The organism is Atlantibacter sp. (genome assembly GCF_032062175.1).
Lineage (GTDB): Bacteria > Pseudomonadota > Gammaproteobacteria > Enterobacterales > Enterobacteriaceae > Atlantibacter.
In genome coordinates, this window is record NZ_DAMBQK010000004.1 from 143,311 (window position 1) to 163,923 (window position 20,613).

Here is a 20,613-nt window from a genome sequence, read left to right on the forward strand (position 1 = left end):
ACCGCGTAGGAGGCGCCATGACCCAACAGGAATTCCTTCGTCGTCGCCAGCAATTACTGGCAAAAATGGCGCCAGGCAGCGCCGCGTTGATTTTCGCCGCGCCGGAAGTGAACCGCAGCGCCGACAGCGAATACCCATTCCGCCAGAACAGCGATTTCTGGTACTTCACCGGATTTAACGAACCCGAAGCCTTGCTGGTGCTGATCAAAAGCGACGATACCCATAACCACAGCGTACTGTTTAACCGGGTACGCGATAAAACGGCGGAAATCTGGTTTGGCCGCCGTCTGGGGCAAGACGCCGCGCCGGAAAAACTGGCCGTAGACCGCGCGTTAGCCTGGGATGAGCTCAACGAGCAACTGTTCCAGTTGTTGAACGGGCTCGACGTGGTGTACCACGCCCAGGGCCAGTATGATTTTGCCGATACGGCGGTGTTCCACGCGCTGGATAAACTGCGTCGCGGCTCGCGCCAGAATCTCACCGCGCCCGCCACGCTTACCGACTGGCGTCCGTGGGTACATGAAATGCGCCTGTTTAAATCCGAAGAAGAGATCGCCGTGCTGCGCCGCGCCGGAGAAATCACCGCGCTGGCGCACACCCGGGCTATGGAGAAATGCCGCCCAGGAATGTTCGAGTATCAGCTCGAAGGCGAAATCCTCCATGAATTCAACCGCCACGGCGCGCGTTTTCCCTCTTACAACACCATTGTCGGTGGCGGCGAAAATGGCTGCATTCTGCATTACACCGAAAACGAATCGCAGTTGCAGGATGGCGAACTGGTGCTGATCGACGCGGGCTGCGAATACCAGGGCTACGCGGGCGATATCACCCGTACCTTCCCGGTCAACGGCAAATTTACCCCGGCTCAGCGCGACATCTATGACATCGTGCTGGCGTCGCTGGACGCGGCGCTTGAGCTGTATCGTCCTGGCACCTCAATGCTGGAGGTCACCCAGCAAGTGGTGCGCATTATGGTCACCGGCCTGGTGAAGCTGGGCATTTTGAAGGGCGATGTCGAGCAACTGATTAGCGAAAACGCCCACCGGCCTTACTTTATGCACGGCTTAAGCCACTGGCTGGGGCTGGATGTGCATGACGTCGGAGTTTATGGCCCGGATCGCTCCCGGACTCTGGAGCCGGGCATGGTGATTACCGTGGAGCCGGGCCTGTATATCGCGCCGGACGCCGACGTACCGCCGCAATACCGCGGCATCGGTATCCGGGTTGAGGACGATATCCTGATCACCGCCACCGGTAATGAAAACCTGACGGCAAGCGTCGTGAAGCGCCCCGACGATATCGAAGCGCTAATGGCTGCGGCGAAACAGCCATGAGTATCATCATCGTCGGCGGAGGAATGGCAGGCGCGACCCTGGCGCTGGCGATTTCCCACTTAACCCAGGGCAAGCTGGCGGTGCATCTGGTTGAGGCGACGCCGCCTTCCAGTACCGCACATCCTGGGTTTGATGCGCGCGCAATCGCGCTGGCCCAGGGCACCGTAGCGCATCTGGCGCGCATCGGCATATGGCAAAATCTGGTCGACTGCGCCACTGCCATTGAAACGGTGCATGTCAGCGACAGAGGCCACGCCGGGTTCGTCACCATCGACGCGCGCGATTATCAGATTGATGCGCTGGGGCAAGTGGTTGAGCTGCATGAAATCGGCCAACGGCTGTTTACCTTACTCAAACGCGCCCGTGGCGTGACGCTGCACTGTCCGGCCAGAGTGACAAAAGTCGTGCGCGACGAACAGCACGTCGATGTCACCCTGTCCAACGGCCAGCAGATTCGCGGCGCGCTGTTGGTAGCGGCAGACGGTTCGCGTTCCGCTATCGGCGAGCAGTGCGGCATCCGCTGGCAAAATATTCCTTATCAACAGTTGGCGGTCATCGCTAACGTTACCACCGCGCAGCCGCACCGTGGCCGCGCGTTCGAGCGCTTTACTGAAAATGGGCCGCTGGCAGTATTGCCGATGACCCAGGGGCGCTGTTCGCTGGTGTGGTGCCATTCGCTGGAAAACCAGCAGGTGCTGGACTGGAGCGATGCGCGGTTCTGCGATGAATTGCAGAAAGCGTTCGGCTGGCGGTTGGGCCGCATCACCCATGCAGGGGCCAGAAGCGCCTATCCGCTGGTGCTAAGCCGTGCCGAATCGTCGGTATCCCATCGCGTCGCGCTGGTGGGCAATGCCTCCCAAACGCTGCATCCCATTGCCGGGCAGGGGTTTAACCTCGGTATGCGCGATGTGATCACTCTGGCGGAAAACGTGGCGGCGGCCTGGCAAGCGGGGCAGGATGTGGGCGCCTTCGCGGTACTCAACGGCTGGCAGCGCCAGCGCGAGCCGGATCGCGAAGCCACCGTAGGCGTAACCGACGGGCTGGTGCATCTGTTTGCCAATCACTGGTCGCCGCTGGTGGTGGGGCGAAATTTAGGGCTGATGGGCGTTGAGATATTCACGCCAGCGCGCGATGCGCTGGCCAGGCGGACCCTGGGTTGGGTTGCGCGCTAAGGAGAAAAATGTGCAAAGCGTAGATGTGGCGATTGTAGGCGGCGGAATGGTCGGGCTGGCACTGGCGTGCGGATTGCAGGGCAGCGGCCTGCGCGTCGCGGTGCTTGAGCAGCAGCAACCGCAACCGCTGGCGGCGGATGCGCCTTTTGCGCTGCGGGTATCCGCCATTAACGCGGCCAGCGAAAAACTGCTGGAAAAGCTCGGCGTCTGGCAAGCCATTCTGGAACAGCGCGTCAGCCGTTATCACGGCATGGAAGTGTGGGACAAAGACAGCTTCGGGCGCATCGCGTTCGACGACAAAAGCATGGGCTACAGCCACCTCGGCCATATCATCGAAAACAGCGTGGTCCATCAGGCGCTGTGGGAGAAAGCCTCCCGTAACGCAGACACCACGCTAATTGCCCCGTCGCAGCTACAACAGGTGGCATTCGGTGAAAATGAAGCCTTTCTGACGTTGCAGGACGGCACCATGCTGACGGCGCGGCTGGTGGTGGGTGCGGATGGCGCGAACTCCTGGCTACGCAACCGCGCGGATATTCCGCTGACGTTCTGGGATTACGGGCATCACGCGCTGGTAGCGACGATCCGCACCGCAGAGCCGCACGGCGCGGTGGCGCGGCAGATTTTTCATGGTGAAGGCATTCTGGCATTCCTGCCCTTACCCGATCCGAACCTGTGCTCCATCGTCTGGTCACTGTCGCCAAAAGAGGCGGAGCGGTTACAGCAGTGCGATGTTGAGACCTTTAACCAGGAACTGTGCATCGCCTTTGATAACCGGCTCGGCCTGTGTTCAGTGGAAAGCGAGCGTCAAATCTATCCGTTGACCGGGCGCTATGCCCGCCAGTTCGCCGCCCATCGTCTGGCGCTGGTGGGCGACGCGGCACACACCATTCATCCGCTCGCCGGACAGGGCGTCAACCTCGGCTTTATGGATGCGGCAGAACTGATTGCCGAGATCCGCCGTCTGCACAAGCAGGGCAAAGATATCGGGCAGCACCTCTACCTGCGCCGCTACGAACGCAGCCGCAAGCACAGCGCGGCGGTAATGCTGGCGAGTATGCAGGGGTTTCGCGAACTGTTTGCCGGGAGCCATCCGGCCAAAAAACTGCTGCGCGATGTGGGGCTGAAGCTGGCGGATAAATTGCCGGGCGTCAAACCGCAGCTTATTCGTGAGGCGATGGGCCTCAACGACCTGCCTGACTGGTTACGTTAACTCGATCACACTTCCCTTTTCAGGCACTGAAAAGGGAAGCTTCTCCTCATTTGAATTATTCTAATTTGACCGGATTTTTCGAATTAGTTTTATTAATGTGGCGATTTTTGGCTTTTAGCGATTTCGTCCGAATTTCCGACGTAAATGCTTCCTCGTAAAAAATCACTCCCCTTTATGTTGCGTTTATGTGTCTGTATTCGCATTTTTCCAGTGAATTCCACTGTAGCCTTCTTTTCCCATTTTGGTCATAAGCTAATGTAATGACCCATTTTCGCGTGTGGTTTGTCCCCGCGTTAGATGGTAACGTCAGGCCAAAGGTAACGTTTGCGTCGGTGGCGGGAATGATGCCGACGCCGGGTTTCGTCCAGTAGTAAAGAGGCAACAGGCCTCTGCTGACTGAAAGAGGAAAAGATGGCTCAACAGACTCCTTTGTTCGAACAACATACGCTCTGCGGCGCGCGCATGGTGGATTTCCATGGCTGGATGATGCCGCTGCACTACGGCTCGCAGATCGATGAACACCACGCGGTGCGCAACGATGCCGGAATGTTCGATGTATCCCATATGACCATCGTCGACCTGCATGGCGATCGCACCCGCGAGTTTCTGCGCTATCTGCTGGCAAACGACGTGGCGAAGCTCACCCAGCCGGGTAAAGCGCTGTACAGCGGAATGCTCAATGCCTCCGGTGGCGTGATTGACGACCTGATTGTTTATTTCCTCACTGAAGATTATTTCCGCCTCGTTGTTAACTCTGCCACCCGTGAAAAAGACCTCGCCTGGATCACCCAGCACGCCGAACCGTATGCCATCGACATCACCGTTCGCGATGACCTGGCGCTGATTGCCGTTCAGGGCCCGCAGGCGAAACAGAAAGCCGCTACCCTGCTTACTGATGAACAACGCCAGGCCGTGGACGGCATGAAGCCGTTCTTTGGCGTGCAGTCCGGTGATGTGTTTATCGCCACCACCGGCTACACCGGCGAAGCGGGTTATGAAATCGCGATGCCGGTAGAAAAAGCGGTCTCTTTTTGGAGCCAGTTAGTTGAGGCAGGCGTGAAGCCGTGCGGGCTTGGCGCGCGCGATACGCTGCGCCTGGAAGCGGGTATGAATCTGTACGGTCAGGAGATGGACGAAGGCGTTTCACCGCTGGAAGCCAATATGGGCTGGACCCTTGCCTGGCAGCCGGAAGATCGTGATTTTATCGGCCGTGAAGCGCTGGAATCCCAGCGCGAAAAAGGCACCGACCAACTGGTTGGCCTGATCATGAAAGAGAAAGGCGTACTGCGTAATGACCTGCCGGTGCGTTTCACCGATGCGCAGGGCAACGTGCAGGAAGGCAAGATCACCAGCGGATCGTTCTCACCGACCCTGGGCTACAGCATTGCGCTGGCACGCGTTCCCGCCGGGATCGGCGACACCGCCATCGTGCAGATCCGTAACCGCGAAATGCCGGTTATGGTCACCAAACCGATTTTTGTTCGCGCCGGTAAGCCGGTCGTTCAGTAACTGTTTCGTTATTCGGAGAAAAAGAAATGAGCAATGTGCCAGGTGAACTGAAATACAGCAAAGAGCATGAGTGGCTGCGCAAAGAAGCGGACGGGTCTTACACCGTTGGGATTACCGAACATGCGCAGGAACTGCTGGGCGACATGGTATTTGTCGATCTGCCGGACGTTGGCGCAACCGTCAGCGCGGGCGATGACTGCGCGGTGGCGGAATCCGTGAAAGCGGCATCCGACATTTATGCGCCAATCAGCGGTGAAATCGTTGCGGTAAATGACGCCCTGAGCGATTCACCGGAGCAGGTGAACAGCGAGCCGTATGGCGCAGGCTGGATTTTCCGTATCAAAGCCAGCGACGAATCTGAGCTGGAAGCGCTGTTAGATGCCGCAGGTTACGAAGCGCTGTTAGAAGACGAATAAATACGCGTCATCCTTCATGTTGCAGGGGCGCTGGCTTCTGCAACATGAACAATTTTTCGAGTATCACCCGTTACCAATCGATTCACTGCACGTTTCAGGAACCCTCGCTCATGACCCAGACCCTCGACCAGTTGGAAAACCGCGACGCGTTTATTGACCGTCATATCGGCCCGGATAGCGAGCAGTTGCACACCATGCTCAACACCGTTGGCGCGGACTCCCTTGATGCCCTGACGGCGCAAATTGTCCCTGCGGACATTCAGCTGGCGACGCCGCCCGCGATTGGCGAAGCGGCTACCGAATTTGCAGCGCTGGCTGAACTGAAAGCCATCGCCGCCCGCAACAAACGTTTTAAAACCTTTATCGGTATGGGCTATGCCGCCGTGCACACACCGCCGGTGATCCTGCGCAATATGCTGGAAAACCCAGGCTGGTACACCGCCTATACGCCGTATCAGCCGGAAGTCTCGCAGGGGCGTCTTGAAGCGCTGCTGAACTTCCAGCAGGTGACGATTGACCTGACCGGTATGGATATCGCCTCGGCCTCCCTGCTGGATGAAGCCACGGCAGCGGCGGAAGCGATGGCGATGGCCAAACGCGTCAGCAAACTGAAGAATGCGAACCGCTTCTTCGTGGCGGCTGACGTACACCCGCAAACGCTGGACGTGGTGCGTACCCGTGCCGAAACCTTCGGCTTTGACGTGATTGTCGATGAACCGCAAAAGGTGCTCGACCATCAGGACGTGTTCGGCGTGCTGTTGCAGCAGGTAGGTACCACCGGCGAAGTGCATGATTACTCTGCGCTAATCGCAGAACTGAAATCACGCAAAGTGGTGGTTAGCGTCGCCGCAGATTTTATGGCACTGGTGCTGTTGACCGCGCCGGGCCACCAGGGCGCGGATATCGTGTTCGGCTCCGCCCAGCGCTTCGGCGTACCGATGGGCTACGGCGGCCCACACGCGGCCTTCTTCGGCGCACGCGACGAGCATAAACGCTCTATGCCTGGCCGTATTATCGGCGTTTCCAAAGACGCGGCGGGCAACACCGCGCTGCGTATGGCGATGCAAACCCGCGAGCAGCATATCCGCCGCGAGAAAGCCAACTCCAACATCTGTACGTCTCAGGTGCTTTTAGCGAATATCGCCAGCCTGTATGCGGTGTACCACGGCCCGAAAGGCCTGAAGCGCATTGCCGATCGCATCCACCGTATGACCGATATCCTGGCAGCGGGCCTGCAACATAAAGGCCTCAAACTGCGCCACAGTAGCTGGTTCGACACGCTTTGCGTAGAAATCGCCGATAAAGCCGCCGTGCTGAGCCGCGCCCAGGCCAAAGAAATCAACCTGCGCAGCGACGTGCTGAACGCGGTAGGCATTACCCTGGATGAAACCACCACCCGTCAGGATCTGCTGAACCTGTTTAATGTACTGCTGGGCGACAACCACGGGCTGGATATCAGCGAACTGGATAAAGACGTGGCGCACGACAGCCGCTCAATTCCGGACGCCATGCTGCGCCAGGACGCGATCCTATCTCACCCGGTGTTCAACCGCTATCACAGCGAAACCGAGATGATGCGCTACATGCATTCCCTGGAGCGTAAAGATCTGGCGCTCAACCAGGCGATGATCCCGCTGGGCTCCTGCACCATGAAGCTCAACGCGGCGGCGGAAATGATCCCCATCACCTGGCCGGAATTTGCTGAATTGCACCCATTCTGCCCGGTGGATCAGGCCGAAGGCTATCACCAGATGATCGCGCAGCTCTCCGAGTGGCTGGTGAAGCTCACCGGTTATGACGCGCTGTGCATGCAGCCGAACTCCGGCGCGCAGGGCGAATACGCTGGTCTGCTGGCGATCCGTCACTATCACGAGAGCCGCAACGAAGGCCATCGTGATATCTGCCTGATCCCGGCTTCCGCTCACGGCACCAACCCGGCCTCCGCACAGATGGCGGGGATGCAGGTGGTGGTGGTAGCGTGCGATAAGCAGGGCAACATCGACCTGACCGATCTGCGCGACAAAGCCGGGCAGGCGGGCGACCAGCTGTCGTGCATCATGGTGACCTATCCATCAACGCACGGCGTGTATGAAGAGACTATTCGTGAAGTGTGCAACGTGGTGCATCAGTTTGGCGGCCAGGTTTATCTCGACGGCGCAAACATGAATGCCCAGGTCGGCATCACCACGCCAGGCTATATCGGCGCGGATGTGTCGCACCTCAACCTGCACAAAACCTTCTGCATTCCGCACGGCGGCGGCGGCCCGGGCATGGGGCCGATTGGCGTGAAAGCGCATCTTGCGCCGTTTGTGCCAGGCCACAGCGTGGTGCAGATTGACGGCATGCTGACCCGCCAGGGCGCGGTTTCCGCCGCACCGTTCGGCAGCGCGTCGATTCTGCCGATCAGCTGGATGTACATCCGTATGATGGGCGCACAGGGGCTTAAACGCGCCAGCCAGACGGCGATCCTTAACGCAAACTACATTGCGACCCGTCTGAAAAGCGCGTTCCCGGTGCTGTATACCGGGCGCGATGGCCGCGTGGCGCACGAGTGCATTCTCGATATTCGTCCGCTGAAAGAGCAGACCGGCATCAGCGAGCTGGACATCGCCAAGCGCCTGATCGACTACGGATTCCACGCGCCGACCATGTCCTTCCCGGTTGCCGGGACGCTGATGGTTGAGCCGACCGAATCGGAAAGCAAACTGGAGCTGGACCGCTTTATCGATGCGATGCTGACCATCCGCGAAGAAATCGACCGCGTGGCGAAAGGCGAGTGGCCGCTGGAGGATAACCCGCTGGTTAACGCGCCGCATACCCAGAACGAACTGGCCGAAGAGTGGGCGCATCCGTACAGCCGTGAGCTGGCGGTGTTCCCGGCGGGCCACGCCAATAAATACTGGCCGACGGTGAAACGTCTGGACGATGTGTATGGCGACCGCAACCTGTTCTGCTCCTGCGTACCGATGAGCGAATATCAGTAACGCAGCGCGTTGTTCTATCCTGTAAGGGCACTTCGGTGCCCTTATTTTTTTGGGGAAGGCTATGACTATTGCACTGGTGACCGGCGGCAGCCGGGGAATTGGCAAAGCCACCGCACTGCTGTTGGCGCAGCAGGGAATGCGTGTGGTGGTGAACTATCATCGCGACCAGCAGGCCGCACAGGCGACGGTAGAGGAGATTATCCAGGCGGGCGGCGAAGCGCTGGCCTGGCAGGCGGATGTCTCTAACGAGCAGCAGGTGGTAACGATGTTTACCGCCATCGACGAGGCCTGGGGGCCGGTTAACGTACTGGTCAACAACGCGGGCATTCTTTCTACCCAGTGCCGGGTAGAAAACCTCACCGCTGAACGAATTAATCGCGTGCTGTCCACCAACGTCACCGGCTATTTCTTATGCTGTCGGGAGGCGGTGAAACGCATGTCTACCGAACACGGCGGCAGCGGCGGGGCGATTGTTAATGTCTCTTCGGTGGCGGCGCGGCTGGGATCGCCGGGGGAATACGTGGACTATGCGGCGTCCAAAGGCGCGGTAGATACGCTGACCACCGGGCTGTCGCTGGAAGTGGCGGCGCAGGGCATTCGCGTTAACGGCGTACGGCCTGGTTTTATCTATACCGATATGCACGCGTCGGGCGGCGAGCCGGGGCGAGTAGATCGCGTTGCGCCTGCCATCCCGATGCGGCGCGGCGGGCAGCCGGAAGAAGTGGCGCAGGCCATCGCCTGGCTGGTGAGTGATAACGCGTCGTACGTGACCGGCAGCTTTATCGATCTGGCGGGTGGCAAGTAGCCGCCCTGGCGGGCGGCTTTAAGATTTATTCCAGCGGCGCGGGTTTATACACGCCGTTCAGGCTTTGCAGAAACGCCACAATATCATCCACGTCGGGCTGCGGTAGCTCAGTGCCCACCTGGTAACGCAGCATCAGTTTTACCGCTTCATCCAGGGTCGCCACGTCGCCACGGTGGAAATACGGCGCGGTGAGCGCGATGTTACGCAGCGTTGGCACTTTCTGGCGCAGGCGGTCGCGTTCGTCATGGGTGACGTTCATACGCCCAATATCCGCCGGCAGTACGTCGCCAAACGTAAACTCTTTCTTCAGGCCCAGCGGCTCAAAGGTTCTGCCACCGAGGATCACGCCGGTATGGCAGGTGGCGCACTTGTTGTCTTTGAACAGCTTCCAGCCCTGTTTCTGCTGGGCGGTTAACGCGTTTTCATCGCCGCGCAGGTAGTTGTCGAACGGCGAATTTGGCGTAATCAGTGTTTTTTCAAACTCGGCAATGGCGTCGGTAATGGTGTCGCCGCTTAATCCTTCCGGATAGACGGCGGTAAAGTCGCGCTTGAGGATCGCATCCTGATTCAGTTTGGCGGTGATGTCATCCCAGGATTTGGACGCCATTTCAATCGGATTAAGCGGCGGGCCACCTGCCTGGGCTTTGAGATCCGGCGCACGGCCATCCCAGAATTGCACCACGTTAAATACCGAGTTAAACACCGTTGGCGCGTTTATCGGCCCGATTTCACCGCGCACGCCGGTTGAGGTTTTCCGTCCATCCACGCCGCCCGCGCCCAACTGATGGCAGCTTGCGCAGGAGATGGAGTTGTCATCGGAAATGCGCGGATCGTGGTACAGCCGGAAGCCCAGCGCGGCTTTACGCGCATCGTATGGGACGGTTTGCGGGATCGGCTGGACCGGCTCGTTGCGGTGCTGCTCCGCCATATCGTCGGCAGCGTAATACTTCAGACGCTGGGCTTTGATCCAGTCGAGCACTACGCCGCGTTCATCGTCGCTCATTTTGCCGTCCCAGTGCAGGGCGGTGTAGCGCGTCGGCGGCATGGTCTGGTGCGCCATCACCCATTCGATTTTGGTCAAATCGCTTTGCAGCGCGGGCGTGTCGTCAATCAGGCTCTGACGCAGCGGGGTGAGGTTGAACGATTGGTAGCCAAGATGCATATCGTAGTTCATCAGCTGCTTCGCGATCGGCAGTGAGGAATAGAATGGCAGATCGCTGGACACGGTATGGCAATAGTCACACCCTTTGTCACGCATGATCGCCAGCACTTTATTGTTTTGCGGTGAAGCAGAGGTTTGAGTCAACGCGCGGCTGTTATGCTCGCTGTCGTGGTGATACACATACGCCACGAGCCCGAGGTAGCCTACAAGACCGACGCCCACAACACCCAGCGCCAGTTTAGTGAGGTTTTTCATCTTATTATCCCTTCAAGGTGAATGAGGTCTCAGAGACCGCAAACTATCTGGTTCCTGAAAGGGCATAGTGTCAGTGTGGGAATTCTACCCCTTGATGGGTATCAATAAATTTCACAAGCCGGGCCTATCATTGGGATAGGTTTCATCAATGGTATTAATGCCTGGGCAGTAAAAAGGGGCGCTCAGGCCCCTGTGAGAATTACAGTTTTTCGCCGTTGCTGGCGATGACGTCTTTGTACCAGTTGAAGCTTTTCTTGCGGGAGCGGGACATATCCCCGGTGCCGTCATCGTGCTTATTCACATAGATAAAGCCGTAACGCTTGTTGTACTGGCCGGTGGTGAAGGAGACGCAGTCGATACAGCCCCACGGGGTATAACCCATCAGGTCCACGCCATCGTAGGTCACCGCTTTGATCATCTCTTCAACGTGGGCGCGCAGGTAGTCGATACGGTAATCGTCATTGATACTGCCATCTTCTTCCACTTTATCGTACGCGCCGAAGCCATTCTCAACGATAAACAGTGGCTTCTGATAGCGCTCATACAGCTCGCACAGCGCGTAACGCAGGCCAATCGGGTCAATCTGCCAGCCCCAGTCCGACGCCTTCACATGCGGGTTCGGGACGCTGCCCTGGAAACCGGTCAGCGCATCGCCGCTACCGCCTTCAGCTTTTACGGCATTGGTCATGTAGTAGCTGAAGCCCAGATAATCGCAGGTGCCTTCGCGCAGCGCCTGTTCATCGCCATCTTCCATGTTGATGTTGAAGCCGCGACGCTCCCATTCATTTAGCACATAGGACGGGTAGCCGCCGCGCAGCTGCACGTCGGTAAAGACATAGCGTTCGCGCATCGATTCCTGGGCAAACATCACGTCTTCCGGCTTACAGGAGAACGGGTATAGCGGCACCATCGCCAGCATACAGCCGACTTTCATCGCCGGGTTGATGCCGCGCGCCGCTTTCACCGCCAGCGCGCTGGCAACGAACTGGTGATGCAGCACCTGGTACATGGTCTCTTCCGGATTGTCATGCTCGGTGTACACCACGCCGGAACAGCAATAGCCGAATAACGGCGCACGCCAGTTGCGCTGGTTGTTGATCTCATTGAAGGTCATCCAGTATTTGACCTTGTTCTTGTAGCGCTCGAATACCACTTCAGCGAAGCGCACAAAGAAATCCACCACTTTACGGTGAGTCCAGCCGCCGTATTGCTGCACCAGATGCAGCGGCATTTCGAAGTGGGAGAGGGTGATCACCGGCTCGATGTTGTGCTTCAGCAGTTCGTCGAACATGTTGTCGTAAAACTGTAATCCCTCTTCGTTGGGCGTCAGTTCATCGCCGTTCGGGAAAATACGCGTCCAGGCGATAGAGGTGCGGAAGCATTTAAAACCCATCTCTGCGAACAGTTTGATGTCTTCTTTGTAGCGGCCATGGAAATCCACGGCTTCATGGTTGGGATAGTATTTTCCCGCTTCCACGCTGTGGGTAATCTCACGCGGAACGCCGTGCGCGCCGCCGGTCAATACGTCACAAATGCTGGGGCCTTTGCCGCCTTTATTCCAGCCGCCTTCAACCTGGTGCGCGGCAACCGCGCCACCCCATAAAAAGTCTTTGGGTAAAGTGAGTTTTTTCATCGTAGAGATCCCAGAACGTAGTGAGACAGGAGTTGAAGGCGAGTCTGGCAAAAGGAAAAGCAAATGTCACGATATAACAAAATCAACGGGTTGTGACTTGTTACCGCCAGAAAACAGGGTGTTTTATCCGCCCAGTTTGCTGGCGATTTTGCGCCCCAGAGTCTCAAGAATATAGACCACCGGGATTTGGGTGGTGATGTCGTAAACGCCTGCGATACGGGTCTGGGGGATATGCCAGGAGAGATTAAAATCGGCCAGTTTTGCCAGCGACGAATTGTCGTGGCTGGTGATCGACAACACTTTGCAATGGTGCAGGCTGAACTGGCTGGCGAAGCGCAGGATTTCCGCCGTTTCACCGGAAACCGACAGCACTATTGCCAGCGCGTTTTTCGCCATATCGTTAGTGACGGGGAAATAGGGGTCATCGATGTGATTACTGAATTTCCCGACGTTGGAGAAAAAGCGCGCGCCGTATTTTGCCAGCGAGCCGGAGGTTCCCGCACCGACAAAAATAATCCGTTCTGAGGCCAGGATGATATCCACGGCTTCATCCAGCAACTGCTCGAACTCGTCGTTATTCACGCTGCGGAAAAAGCTGATGATCTCGCTGGCCCCAAAATTGGCCTGCTGGGGCTCGTTTTGCTCAAGGTAGAGCTTAAAGCGCACCCGGAATTCCGAGTAGCCGTCGCAGTTGAGTTTGCGGCAAAAACGCAACACCGTGGTCGTAGAAACGCCCACCGCCTCGGCCAGCTCGCGGATCGTCATATACATCACTTTGTCGCGATTTTTGACGACGTAGTTATAGACCATCATTTCGATGTTATTCAGGCTGGCGACGGCGGAATGGGTGAATATCGTCACGGCGAGCGATCCTTTTTCATGCACTGTTTCAAGGATACTGGAATTGTGGTGTTGAACCCACCCCAGGAAAGGTAATATCCCCGCGTCCTGCGATTCACTTCAACGAGAACCTTATGAATGATATTACTTTCTTTGAGCGTTTTGAGAGCGACATTCTGGCTGGGCGTAAAACCATTACAATCCGCGACGAGAGCGAGGCGCACTTCAAACCGGGGCAAATTCTGCGGGTAGGGCGCTACGAAGACGACGGCTACTTCTGCACCATTAAGGTCCTGAGCGTCACGCCGACCTTGCTGAGCGCGTTAACCGACGAACATGCCCGCCAGGAGAATATGACGCCTGACGTGCTGCGCAATGTGATCAACGAGATTTATCCCGGCGTAAATCATCTATATGTCATTGCTTTTGAATTGGTTTCTGCTTAGGTTTTGGCTTTGCCGGGTAGCCGTACACCATCGGTAAAATAAATATTTTAGCGAACATGTGTACACTGAAATCATTCTCAATTAGGCTAGTGAAGCTGCTTTTATATTCAGTTTCCCCGGAGTCGCCTCATGGTTAGCAAACCATTAATTGAGAAGGGATATTCACTGGCTGAGGAAATAGCCAATAGCATCAGCCACGGTATTGGGCTGGTGTTCGGGATCGTTGGGTTGGTACTGCTGCTGATCCAGGCGGTGGACGCCAATGCTAACGTCATGGCGATCACCAGCTACAGCCTGTACGGCGGCAGCATGATTTTGCTGTTTCTTGCCTCAACGCTGTATCACGCCATCCCCCACGCCAGAGCGAAAATCTGGCTGAAAAAATTCGACCACTGCGCGATCTATCTTCTGATTGCCGGGACCTATACCCCATTTTTACTTGTGGGGCTCGATTCGCCGCTAGCTCGCACCCTGATGATTGTCATCTGGGGGCTAGCGCTGCTGGGCATATTGTTTAAATTAACCATCGCGCACCGCTTTAAGGTGTTGTCGCTGGTGACTTACCTGGCGATGGGCTGGCTGTCACTGATTGTGATTTATCAGCTAACGGAAAAACTCGCGCCTGGCGGAGTCACGCTGTTAGCCGCAGGCGGGATTGTCTATTCGCTTGGCGTGATTTTCTACGTGTGTAAACGCATTCCGTATAACCACGCCATCTGGCACGGCTTTGTGCTGGGCGGCAGTGTGTGTCACTTCCTGGCGATTTATCTGTACATCGGTCAGCACTAAAAGGTCAGCACTAAAAAACACCCCTCGCGGCCTGCGAAGGGCATTTCATCACGCCTCTTCTAACGAATACGGCAACGGCTCAATCGCCAGCGTGTGGCTGGGTTCATCACGCACCCGGAAGACGCTGGCGCTTTCCATGTCGTTATTCATCACCACTTGAACGCGCACGGTGCCGTCATCCAGCTTCACGGCAGCCAGTACGGTCCCGGTACGTCGCCAGTTGTCGCCCATTTTCAATTCCAGATCTTCCGCTGGCGCTGGCGTGCGGCTGGCGTTACCGACCAGCGTCCAGAGCGCGCGTTTATTGGCACCGCGGAATTTTGCACGTGCCACCATCTCCTGGCCGGTATAGCAGCCTTTTTTAAAGCTGATGCCGCCAAAGGCCTGAAGGTTGGTCGCCTGGGGAATAAATTGCGCGCTATTGGCTTCATCGATAATCGGATAACCGGCTTCGATATCCAGCGCCAGCCACTGTTGGCTGGCACTGAGCTGCGCCTCGCCGCGCAGGCTTTCGGTAAGCTGCTGCGCTTTTTCCTCTGTGGTGATCAGCAGGAAACGCTCTGCGGGCAACGGTAGCCAGAGCAGGGTGGTGTCGTCGTCATGGACCGCCGGGTTATCCGCATCCGGTAAAACGGAAAAGTGGTTCGCCAGGGCGGCGCGCGCCTGGAAACCCGCCACGCCTAACAGCACCGCGTTGTCGTCCGGCGTAATAGTGACCTTCGAGAACACGGCATACTTTTTCAGCGCAGTGAGTTGCGCGTCGCGTACGCTGCGGCGCTGGATCCAGGCGAAGCCTTCGTTCTGGCGAAACAGGCGCAGGTTGCTCCACATTTTGCCTTTCGCGTCGCAGTGGGCCACCAGCAGATGTTGGTTTTCCGTCATCAGCGCAAGATCCGCCGTGACCTGGCCTTGCATATACTTTTCGCTATCAGCGCCGGTGATGGTCGCCAGCGCCCAGTCCTCAAGAGAGATAAGCGTTAAAGGCAGTCGAGCGGCAGCCGTTGGCTGGCGCGGTGGAAACGGATTAAATGCCATAAAAGTGCCCCGGTTCATCATGCAGAGTCGAATGAGACTAATGGTAAAAGAGCCACAAGACATTGCAAGCGCTTTGACATTGCCATTCGTGCCGTCTTTTTCTTTTACGAGATTTCACGCAAAAAACGCGTAATAGTTTCATTTTTAATAAGGTTTTTTGGAAGATGACGCGTAAATGACAACATTCCATTAAATGAAGTGCCGAAAAAGAGTTACACTAGCAGGCATCTCCCAGAGTGATTACCCAGGAAAGCAATCATGGATATTAATAATAAAGCCCGTATCCACTGGGCATGCCGTCGCGGGATGCGCGAGCTGGATATCTCTATCATGCCGTTCTTTGAACATGAGTACGACGCTCTGAGCGATGACGATAAACGCGTGTTTATTCGCCTGCTCGAATGCGACGATCCCGATCTTTTCAACTGGTTAATGAATCACGGTAAGCCTGCAGACAGTGAATTGCAGCGCATGGTGCAACTGATTCAGACGCGGAACCGGGATCGTGGTCCTGTGGCAATCTGATCTGCGCGTCTCGTGGCGCGCACAGTGGTTTTCTCTCATGCTGCACGGCATTGTCGCAGCGGTCATCCTGCTGCTGCCCTGGCCGTTAAGTTATATGCCGGTTTGGTTGGTTTTACTGTCGCTGGTGGTGTTTGATTGCGTGCGCAGCCAGCGGCGTATTCATTCGCTGCAGGGCGAGATGAAGCTTACGATGGATTACCGGCTACGCTGGCAGGGCGTGGAATGGGAATTGACCGGCGCGCCGTGGATGCTGCAAAGCGGTATGCTGCTGCGTTTACGGCATCCAGAGACGCAGCGCAGCCAGCATTTGTGGCTTGCGGCGGACAGTATGGATGCCAGTGAATGGCGCGATTTGCGCCGGGTGCTGTTGCAGCAACCGCAAAGCGGCCGCTCTTCATAATCACTCAGGAGAAATGTTCTGCCATTTCTCCGAGTATTTGTTCACACCACTGCTCAATACGCTCGTCACTTAAATCGTATTGATTGGTTTCATCCAGCGCGAGGCCGACAAACAGCTGACCATCAGCTATCACCGGTTTCGGGCTGGTAAATTCATACCCTTCCGTAGGCCAGTACCCCACGAACTTCACGCCTTTTGGCAGCAGCTTATCGTGCAGCATGCCTAAAGCGTCGAGGAACCATTCGCCGTAGCCAAGCTGGTCGCCCATGCCGTACAGCGCAACGATTTTTCCGTCGAGATCCAGCGTATCCAGTTGATCCCAGACGGCTTCCCAGTCTTCCTGAATTTCACCGAAATCCCAGGTCGGAATGCCGAGGATCAACACGTCGTACTGCGCCATCAGCGCCGGGGCGTCATCTTTCAGGTTATGTAACGTAACCAGCTCCGGCCCGATAATGTCACGGATTTTTTCCGCCGCCATTTCGGTGTAACAGGTGCTGGAACCATAAAAAAGACCCATTTTCATCGCGATTACATCTCATTTCTTGCTGTGCGGGTGGCTCAGTGTACCAGATCGCGGTCGCTATCATGCATAATGCAGCCCTGCATGATAAACGAGAGGCTCGTGTGGAACAGGATATTGCCCGCATCGAACAGTTTCTGGATGCGCTCTGGCTGGAGCGGAATCTGTCGGAAAACACCCTTAGCGCCTATCGTCGGGACTTGACGATGCTGGTGCAGTGGCTTCATCACCATGAGCGGGATTTACTCTCCGCCAGCCGTGATGATTTGCAGGGGCTGCTCGCCGAGCGCGTCGAAGGCGGTTACAAGGCGACCAGTTCCGCGCGCCTGCTCAGCGCCATCCGGCGGCTGTTTCAACATTTGTACCGGGAAAAAGTGCGTCCGGACGATCCCAGCGCTCAACTGGCCTCGCCGAAACTCCCCCAGCGCTTGCCGAAGGATTTAAGCGAAGCCCAGGTTGACCGGCTGTTGCAGGCCCCTGCGCTGGAAGGCAACCCGATTGAACTTCGCGACAAGGCAATGCTCGAAGTGCTTTACGCTACCGGGCTTCGCGTGTCTGAGCTGGTGGGGCTGGTGATGAGCGATATCAGCCTGCGTCAGGGTGTGGTGCGCGTGGTGGGTAAAGGCGATAAAGAGCGCCTGGTGCCGCTGGGCGAAGAAGCGGTGCACTGGCTGGAGCAGTATCTTGAACACGGTCGCCCGTGGCTGCTCAACGGCCAGTCCAGCGATGTGCTGTTTCCCAGTAACCGCGCGCAACAAATGACGCGCCAGACTTTCTGGCATCGCATTAAGCATTACGCCACACTGGCAGGTATTGATAGCGATAAACTGTCGCCTCACGTTTTACGCCATGCCTTTGCTACGCATTTGCTCAATCACGGCGCGGATCTGCGCGTGGTGCAAATGCTGTTAGGACATAGCGATTTATCAACGACCCAAATTTATACGCACGTGGCGACTGAACGCCTGCGCCAACTTCATCAACAGCATCACCCGCGTGCGTAAGTGCTTGCTGACTAAAGGACATGTTATGAAAAAAGGTTTTATGCTGCTCACCCTTCTGGCAGCCACGGTTTCCGGTATGGTTCACGCTGACGATGCGGTGATTAAACAGTCGCTAGTGAAACTGGGCGTGCAAAGCGCAGACATTCAGGCTTCTCCGGTGCCGGGCCTGAAAACCGTGCTGACCAGCAGCGGCGTGCTGTATGTCACCGAAGACGGCAAACACATTATCCAGGGGCCGCTGTATGACGTCAGCGGCAGCTCGCCGGTCAATGTGACCAACAAGCTGTTGATGGGCAAACTCGTCCAGCTCGAAAAAGAGATGATTGTCTACAAAGCCCCGCAGGAAAAACACGTGATCACGGTATTTACCGATATCACCTGCGGCTATTGCCACAAGCTGCATGAAGAGATGAAAGACTATAATGCGCTGGGCATCACCGTGCGTTATCTGGCGTTCCCGCGTCAGGGCATTCAGAGCCAGGCGGAGAAAGACATGAAATCTATCTGGTGCGCCAAAGACCGCAATAAAGCCTTTGATGATGCCATGAGTGGCAAATCCGTACCCGCCACCAGTTGCGATATCGACATCGCCGATCACTACGCGCTGGGCGTGCAATTCGGCGTCACAGGTACGCCAGCGATTGTATTGAGCAATGGCTACGTGGTGCCGGGCTATCAGGGGCCGAAAGAGATGAAAGCCTTCCTCGACGAACATCAGAAACAGACCAGCGGGCAATAACGGGTGACGCAACAATCGCAACTCCGTCGGCGGACGGTAGATGAAACCGCCGTTCTGCCGTCAACGCTTTCGCCGCTGTTAAAACGGCTTTATGTCAGCCGGGGCGTGCGCGGCGCGGAAGATCTCGAGCGCAGCGTAAAAGGCATGCTTCCCTGGCAGCAGTTAACCGGTATCAATGCCGCCGTCGAGATGCTGTATCAGGCGTTTAAAACCGGGCAGCGCATTGTGGTAGTGGGGGATTTTGACGCCGATGGCGCAACCAGCACCGCGCTCAGCGTGCTGGCGCTACGCAGTCTCGGTGGGAAAGAGATCGGTTATCTGGTGCCGAACCGTTTTGAAGACGGCTACGGCTTAAGCCCGGAAGTGGTGGATCAGGCAAAAGCGCTGGGCGCTGAGCTTATCATGACGGTGGATAACGGCATTTCCTCCCATGCGGGCGTGGAGCACGCGCATCAGTACGGTATTCCGGTGCTGGTGACCGATCACCACCTGCCCGGCGCCACGTTGCCGGCCGCCGAAGCCATCATCAATCCTAATCTGCCGGACTGTGAATTCCCGTCGAAATCTCTGGCGGGCGTCGGTGTGGCGTTTTACCTGATGTTGGCGCTGCGCAGCCACTTGCGCGACAAGGGCTGGTTTGACGAGCAGGGCATCGCTATTCCCAATCTGGCGGAATATCTCGATTTAGTGGCATTAGGCACCGTGGCGGACGTGGTGCCGCTCGACGCCAATAACCGTATTTTGACCTGGCAGGGGTTGAGCCGCATTCGCGCCGGGAAATGTCGGCCAGGCATTCGCGCACTGCTGGAAATCGCCAACCGCGACCCGCAAAAGCTGGCGGCAAGCGATCTGGGGTTCGCCCTCGGCCCGCGTTTAAACGCCGCCGGGCGGCTGGATGACATGTCGGTGGGTGTGGCGCTGCTGCTGTGCGATAACCCTGGCGAAGCGCGCGTACTGGCGAATGAACTGGATGCCCTGAACCAGACCCGTAAAGAGATCGAACAGGGTATGCAGGCGGAAGCGCTGGCGCTGTGCGATGCCTGCCTGAAAAGCGCAGACGACCTGCCGATCGGGCTGGCGATTTATCATCCTGAATGGCACCAGGGCGTGGTGGGGATTCTGGCGTCGCGCATCAAAGAGCGTTTCCATCGACCGGTGATCGCGTTCGCGCCTGCGGGCGACGGCACGCTCAAAGGCTCAGGCCGTTCGATTCCCGGGCTGCATCTGCGCGATGCGCTGGAGCGGCTCGATACGCTGAATCCGGGGCTGATCCTCAAATTCGGCGGACATGCCATGGCCGCGGGCCTGTCGCTGGAAGCCTCAAAAATCGAGGCCTTTCAGCAGCGCTTCGCTGAACTGGTAGAACAATGGCTCGACCCGGCGTTACTGGAAGGGGAAGTGTGGTCGGACGGCCCGCTACAGCCCCAGGAGATGACGCTGGACATCGCGGAGATGCTGCGCGATGCCGGCCCGTGGGGCCAGGCGTTCCCGGAACCGGCGTTTGACGGGCGTTTTCGCCTGTTGCAGCAGCGGCTGGTGGGCGAGCGGCACCTCAAAGTCATGCTGGAACCCGCGCAGGGTGGCCCGCTGTTAGACGGCATCGCGTTTAACGTCGATACTGCCCGCTGGCCCGACGCGGGGGTACGCGAGGTGGAAATCGTTTATAAGCTGGATATCAACGAGTTTCGCGGCAATCGCAGCCTACAGCTAATAATCGACCATCTCTGGCCGCTTTAACGCCAGTTTCGCTATAAAAAAGGGCGAATTTCCGGTAAACTTTCGCCCTTACGACCGCATTCTGACTACCGTCATCACTTAAAGATCATACT

At 57.2% G+C, this 20,613-nt stretch carries 19 protein-coding genes; 14 read left to right on the forward strand and 5 right to left on the reverse strand.

What is annotated here, in order from left to right; translation table 11 throughout:
• Positions 1-17 precede the first annotated feature (17 nt).
• From pepP to RT120_RS06140, 7 genes are all read left to right on the forward strand, one after another.
• Entirely contained in the window at positions 18-1,334 is a 1,317-nt protein-coding gene (pepP, locus tag RT120_RS06110) for a Xaa-Pro aminopeptidase (RefSeq protein WP_312980717.1), read from the forward strand.
• Positions 1,331-2,506 carry a 2-octaprenyl-6-methoxyphenyl hydroxylase gene (gene ubiH, locus RT120_RS06115; protein ID WP_312980719.1) on the forward strand — a complete coding sequence of 392 codons (1,176 nt, stop codon included), beginning with the start codon at positions 1,331-1,333 and terminating at the stop codon, positions 2,504-2,506. The genes pepP and ubiH overlap by 4 nt, the downstream gene beginning before the upstream one ends.
• Positions 2,507-2,516: 10 nt before the next feature.
• A complete protein-coding gene (ubiI, locus tag RT120_RS06120; protein WP_312980721.1) occupies positions 2,517-3,719 on the forward strand; it encodes an FAD-dependent 2-octaprenylphenol hydroxylase in 1,203 nt (400 codons plus the stop codon).
• A 411-nt stretch (positions 3,720-4,130) separates the two neighbouring features.
• Positions 4,131-5,228, forward strand: a complete 1,098-nt coding sequence (gene gcvT, locus RT120_RS06125; RefSeq protein ID WP_312980724.1) for a glycine cleavage system aminomethyltransferase GcvT — start codon at positions 4,131-4,133, stop codon at positions 5,226-5,228.
• A 26-nt stretch (positions 5,229-5,254) separates the two neighbouring features.
• Positions 5,255-5,644, forward strand: coding sequence for a glycine cleavage system protein GcvH (gcvH, locus tag RT120_RS06130; RefSeq protein WP_312980727.1), 390 nt, complete (start codon positions 5,255-5,257; stop codon positions 5,642-5,644).
• A gap of 110 nt (positions 5,645-5,754) precedes the next feature.
• Entirely contained in the window at positions 5,755-8,628 is a 2,874-nt protein-coding gene (gcvP, locus tag RT120_RS06135; protein WP_312980730.1) for an aminomethyl-transferring glycine dehydrogenase, read from the forward strand.
• A gap of 61 nt (positions 8,629-8,689) precedes the next feature.
• Entirely contained in the window at positions 8,690-9,433 is a 744-nt protein-coding gene (locus RT120_RS06140; RefSeq protein ID WP_312980731.1) for an SDR family oxidoreductase, read from the forward strand.
• A gap of 25 nt (positions 9,434-9,458) precedes the next feature.
• Here the strand turns inward: RT120_RS06140 and RT120_RS06145 are convergent, their stop codons facing one another.
• The 3 genes from RT120_RS06145 to RT120_RS06155 form a co-directional block, all read right to left on the reverse strand.
• On the reverse strand, positions 9,459-10,850 hold the full coding sequence (locus tag RT120_RS06145; protein WP_312980734.1) for a cytochrome c peroxidase: 1,392 nt from the start codon (positions 10,848-10,850) through the stop codon (positions 9,459-9,461).
• A 199-nt stretch (positions 10,851-11,049) separates the two neighbouring features.
• Positions 11,050-12,483, reverse strand: coding sequence for a 6-phospho-beta-glucosidase (locus RT120_RS06150; protein ID WP_312980736.1), 1,434 nt, complete (start codon positions 12,481-12,483; stop codon positions 11,050-11,052).
• A 123-nt stretch (positions 12,484-12,606) separates the two neighbouring features.
• Positions 12,607-13,338 carry a MurR/RpiR family transcriptional regulator gene (locus RT120_RS06155; RefSeq protein ID WP_312980934.1) on the reverse strand — a complete coding sequence of 244 codons (732 nt, stop codon included), beginning with the start codon at positions 13,336-13,338 and terminating at the stop codon, positions 12,607-12,609.
• Between the two features lie 119 nt (positions 13,339-13,457).
• Here RT120_RS06155 and yqfB point away from each other — a divergent pair, with 119 nt between their 5' ends.
• Together yqfB and trhA are read left to right on the forward strand one after the other, a co-directional pair.
• Complete coding sequence (yqfB, locus tag RT120_RS06160) at positions 13,458-13,769, forward strand: N(4)-acetylcytidine aminohydrolase (RefSeq protein ID WP_312980739.1); 312 nt, start codon at positions 13,458-13,460, stop codon at positions 13,767-13,769.
• A gap of 129 nt (positions 13,770-13,898) precedes the next feature.
• Positions 13,899-14,558, forward strand: coding sequence for a PAQR family membrane homeostasis protein TrhA (trhA, locus tag RT120_RS06165; protein WP_312980742.1), 660 nt, complete (start codon positions 13,899-13,901; stop codon positions 14,556-14,558).
• A 48-nt stretch (positions 14,559-14,606) separates the two neighbouring features.
• Here trhA and ygfZ read toward each other — a convergent pair whose 3' ends face one another.
• Positions 14,607-15,593 (reverse strand): tRNA-modifying protein YgfZ, encoded by a 987-nt coding sequence (gene ygfZ / locus RT120_RS06170; protein ID WP_312980744.1) that lies wholly within the window; start codon positions 15,591-15,593, stop codon positions 14,607-14,609.
• A 258-nt stretch (positions 15,594-15,851) separates the two neighbouring features.
• On the opposite strand from ygfZ, the gene sdhE reads away from it, so the two are divergent.
• Together sdhE and RT120_RS06180 are read left to right on the forward strand one after the other, a co-directional pair.
• Positions 15,852-16,118: an FAD assembly factor SdhE gene (sdhE, locus tag RT120_RS06175; RefSeq protein WP_312980747.1), complete on the forward strand. Its 267-nt coding sequence runs from the start codon at positions 15,852-15,854 to the stop codon at positions 16,116-16,118.
• Positions 16,099-16,518: a protein YgfX gene (locus RT120_RS06180; protein ID WP_312980750.1), complete on the forward strand. Its 420-nt coding sequence runs from the start codon at positions 16,099-16,101 to the stop codon at positions 16,516-16,518. The genes sdhE and RT120_RS06180 overlap by 20 nt, the downstream gene beginning before the upstream one ends.
• A 4-nt stretch (positions 16,519-16,522) precedes the next feature.
• On the opposite strand, the gene fldB is transcribed toward RT120_RS06180, so the two are convergent.
• Entirely contained in the window at positions 16,523-17,044 is a 522-nt protein-coding gene (gene fldB / locus RT120_RS06185; RefSeq protein ID WP_312980753.1) for a flavodoxin FldB, read from the reverse strand.
• A gap of 101 nt (positions 17,045-17,145) precedes the next feature.
• Here fldB and xerD point away from each other — a divergent pair, with 101 nt between their 5' ends.
• The 3 genes from xerD to recJ are packed head-to-tail and all read left to right on the forward strand — an operon-like array spanning position 17,146 to position 20,521.
• Positions 17,146-18,045 (forward strand): site-specific tyrosine recombinase XerD, encoded by a 900-nt coding sequence (xerD, locus tag RT120_RS06190; protein ID WP_312980937.1) that lies wholly within the window; start codon positions 17,146-17,148, stop codon positions 18,043-18,045.
• Between the two features lie 25 nt (positions 18,046-18,070).
• The gene (dsbC, locus tag RT120_RS06195; RefSeq protein ID WP_312980755.1) at positions 18,071-18,784 is read left to right on the forward strand and encodes a bifunctional protein-disulfide isomerase/oxidoreductase DsbC; all 714 of its coding nucleotides are present in this window, start codon (positions 18,071-18,073) and stop codon (positions 18,782-18,784) included.
• A 3-nt stretch (positions 18,785-18,787) separates the two neighbouring features.
• Entirely contained in the window at positions 18,788-20,521 is a 1,734-nt protein-coding gene (recJ, locus tag RT120_RS06200) for a single-stranded-DNA-specific exonuclease RecJ (RefSeq protein WP_312980758.1), read from the forward strand.
• Positions 20,522-20,613 lie beyond the last annotated feature (92 nt).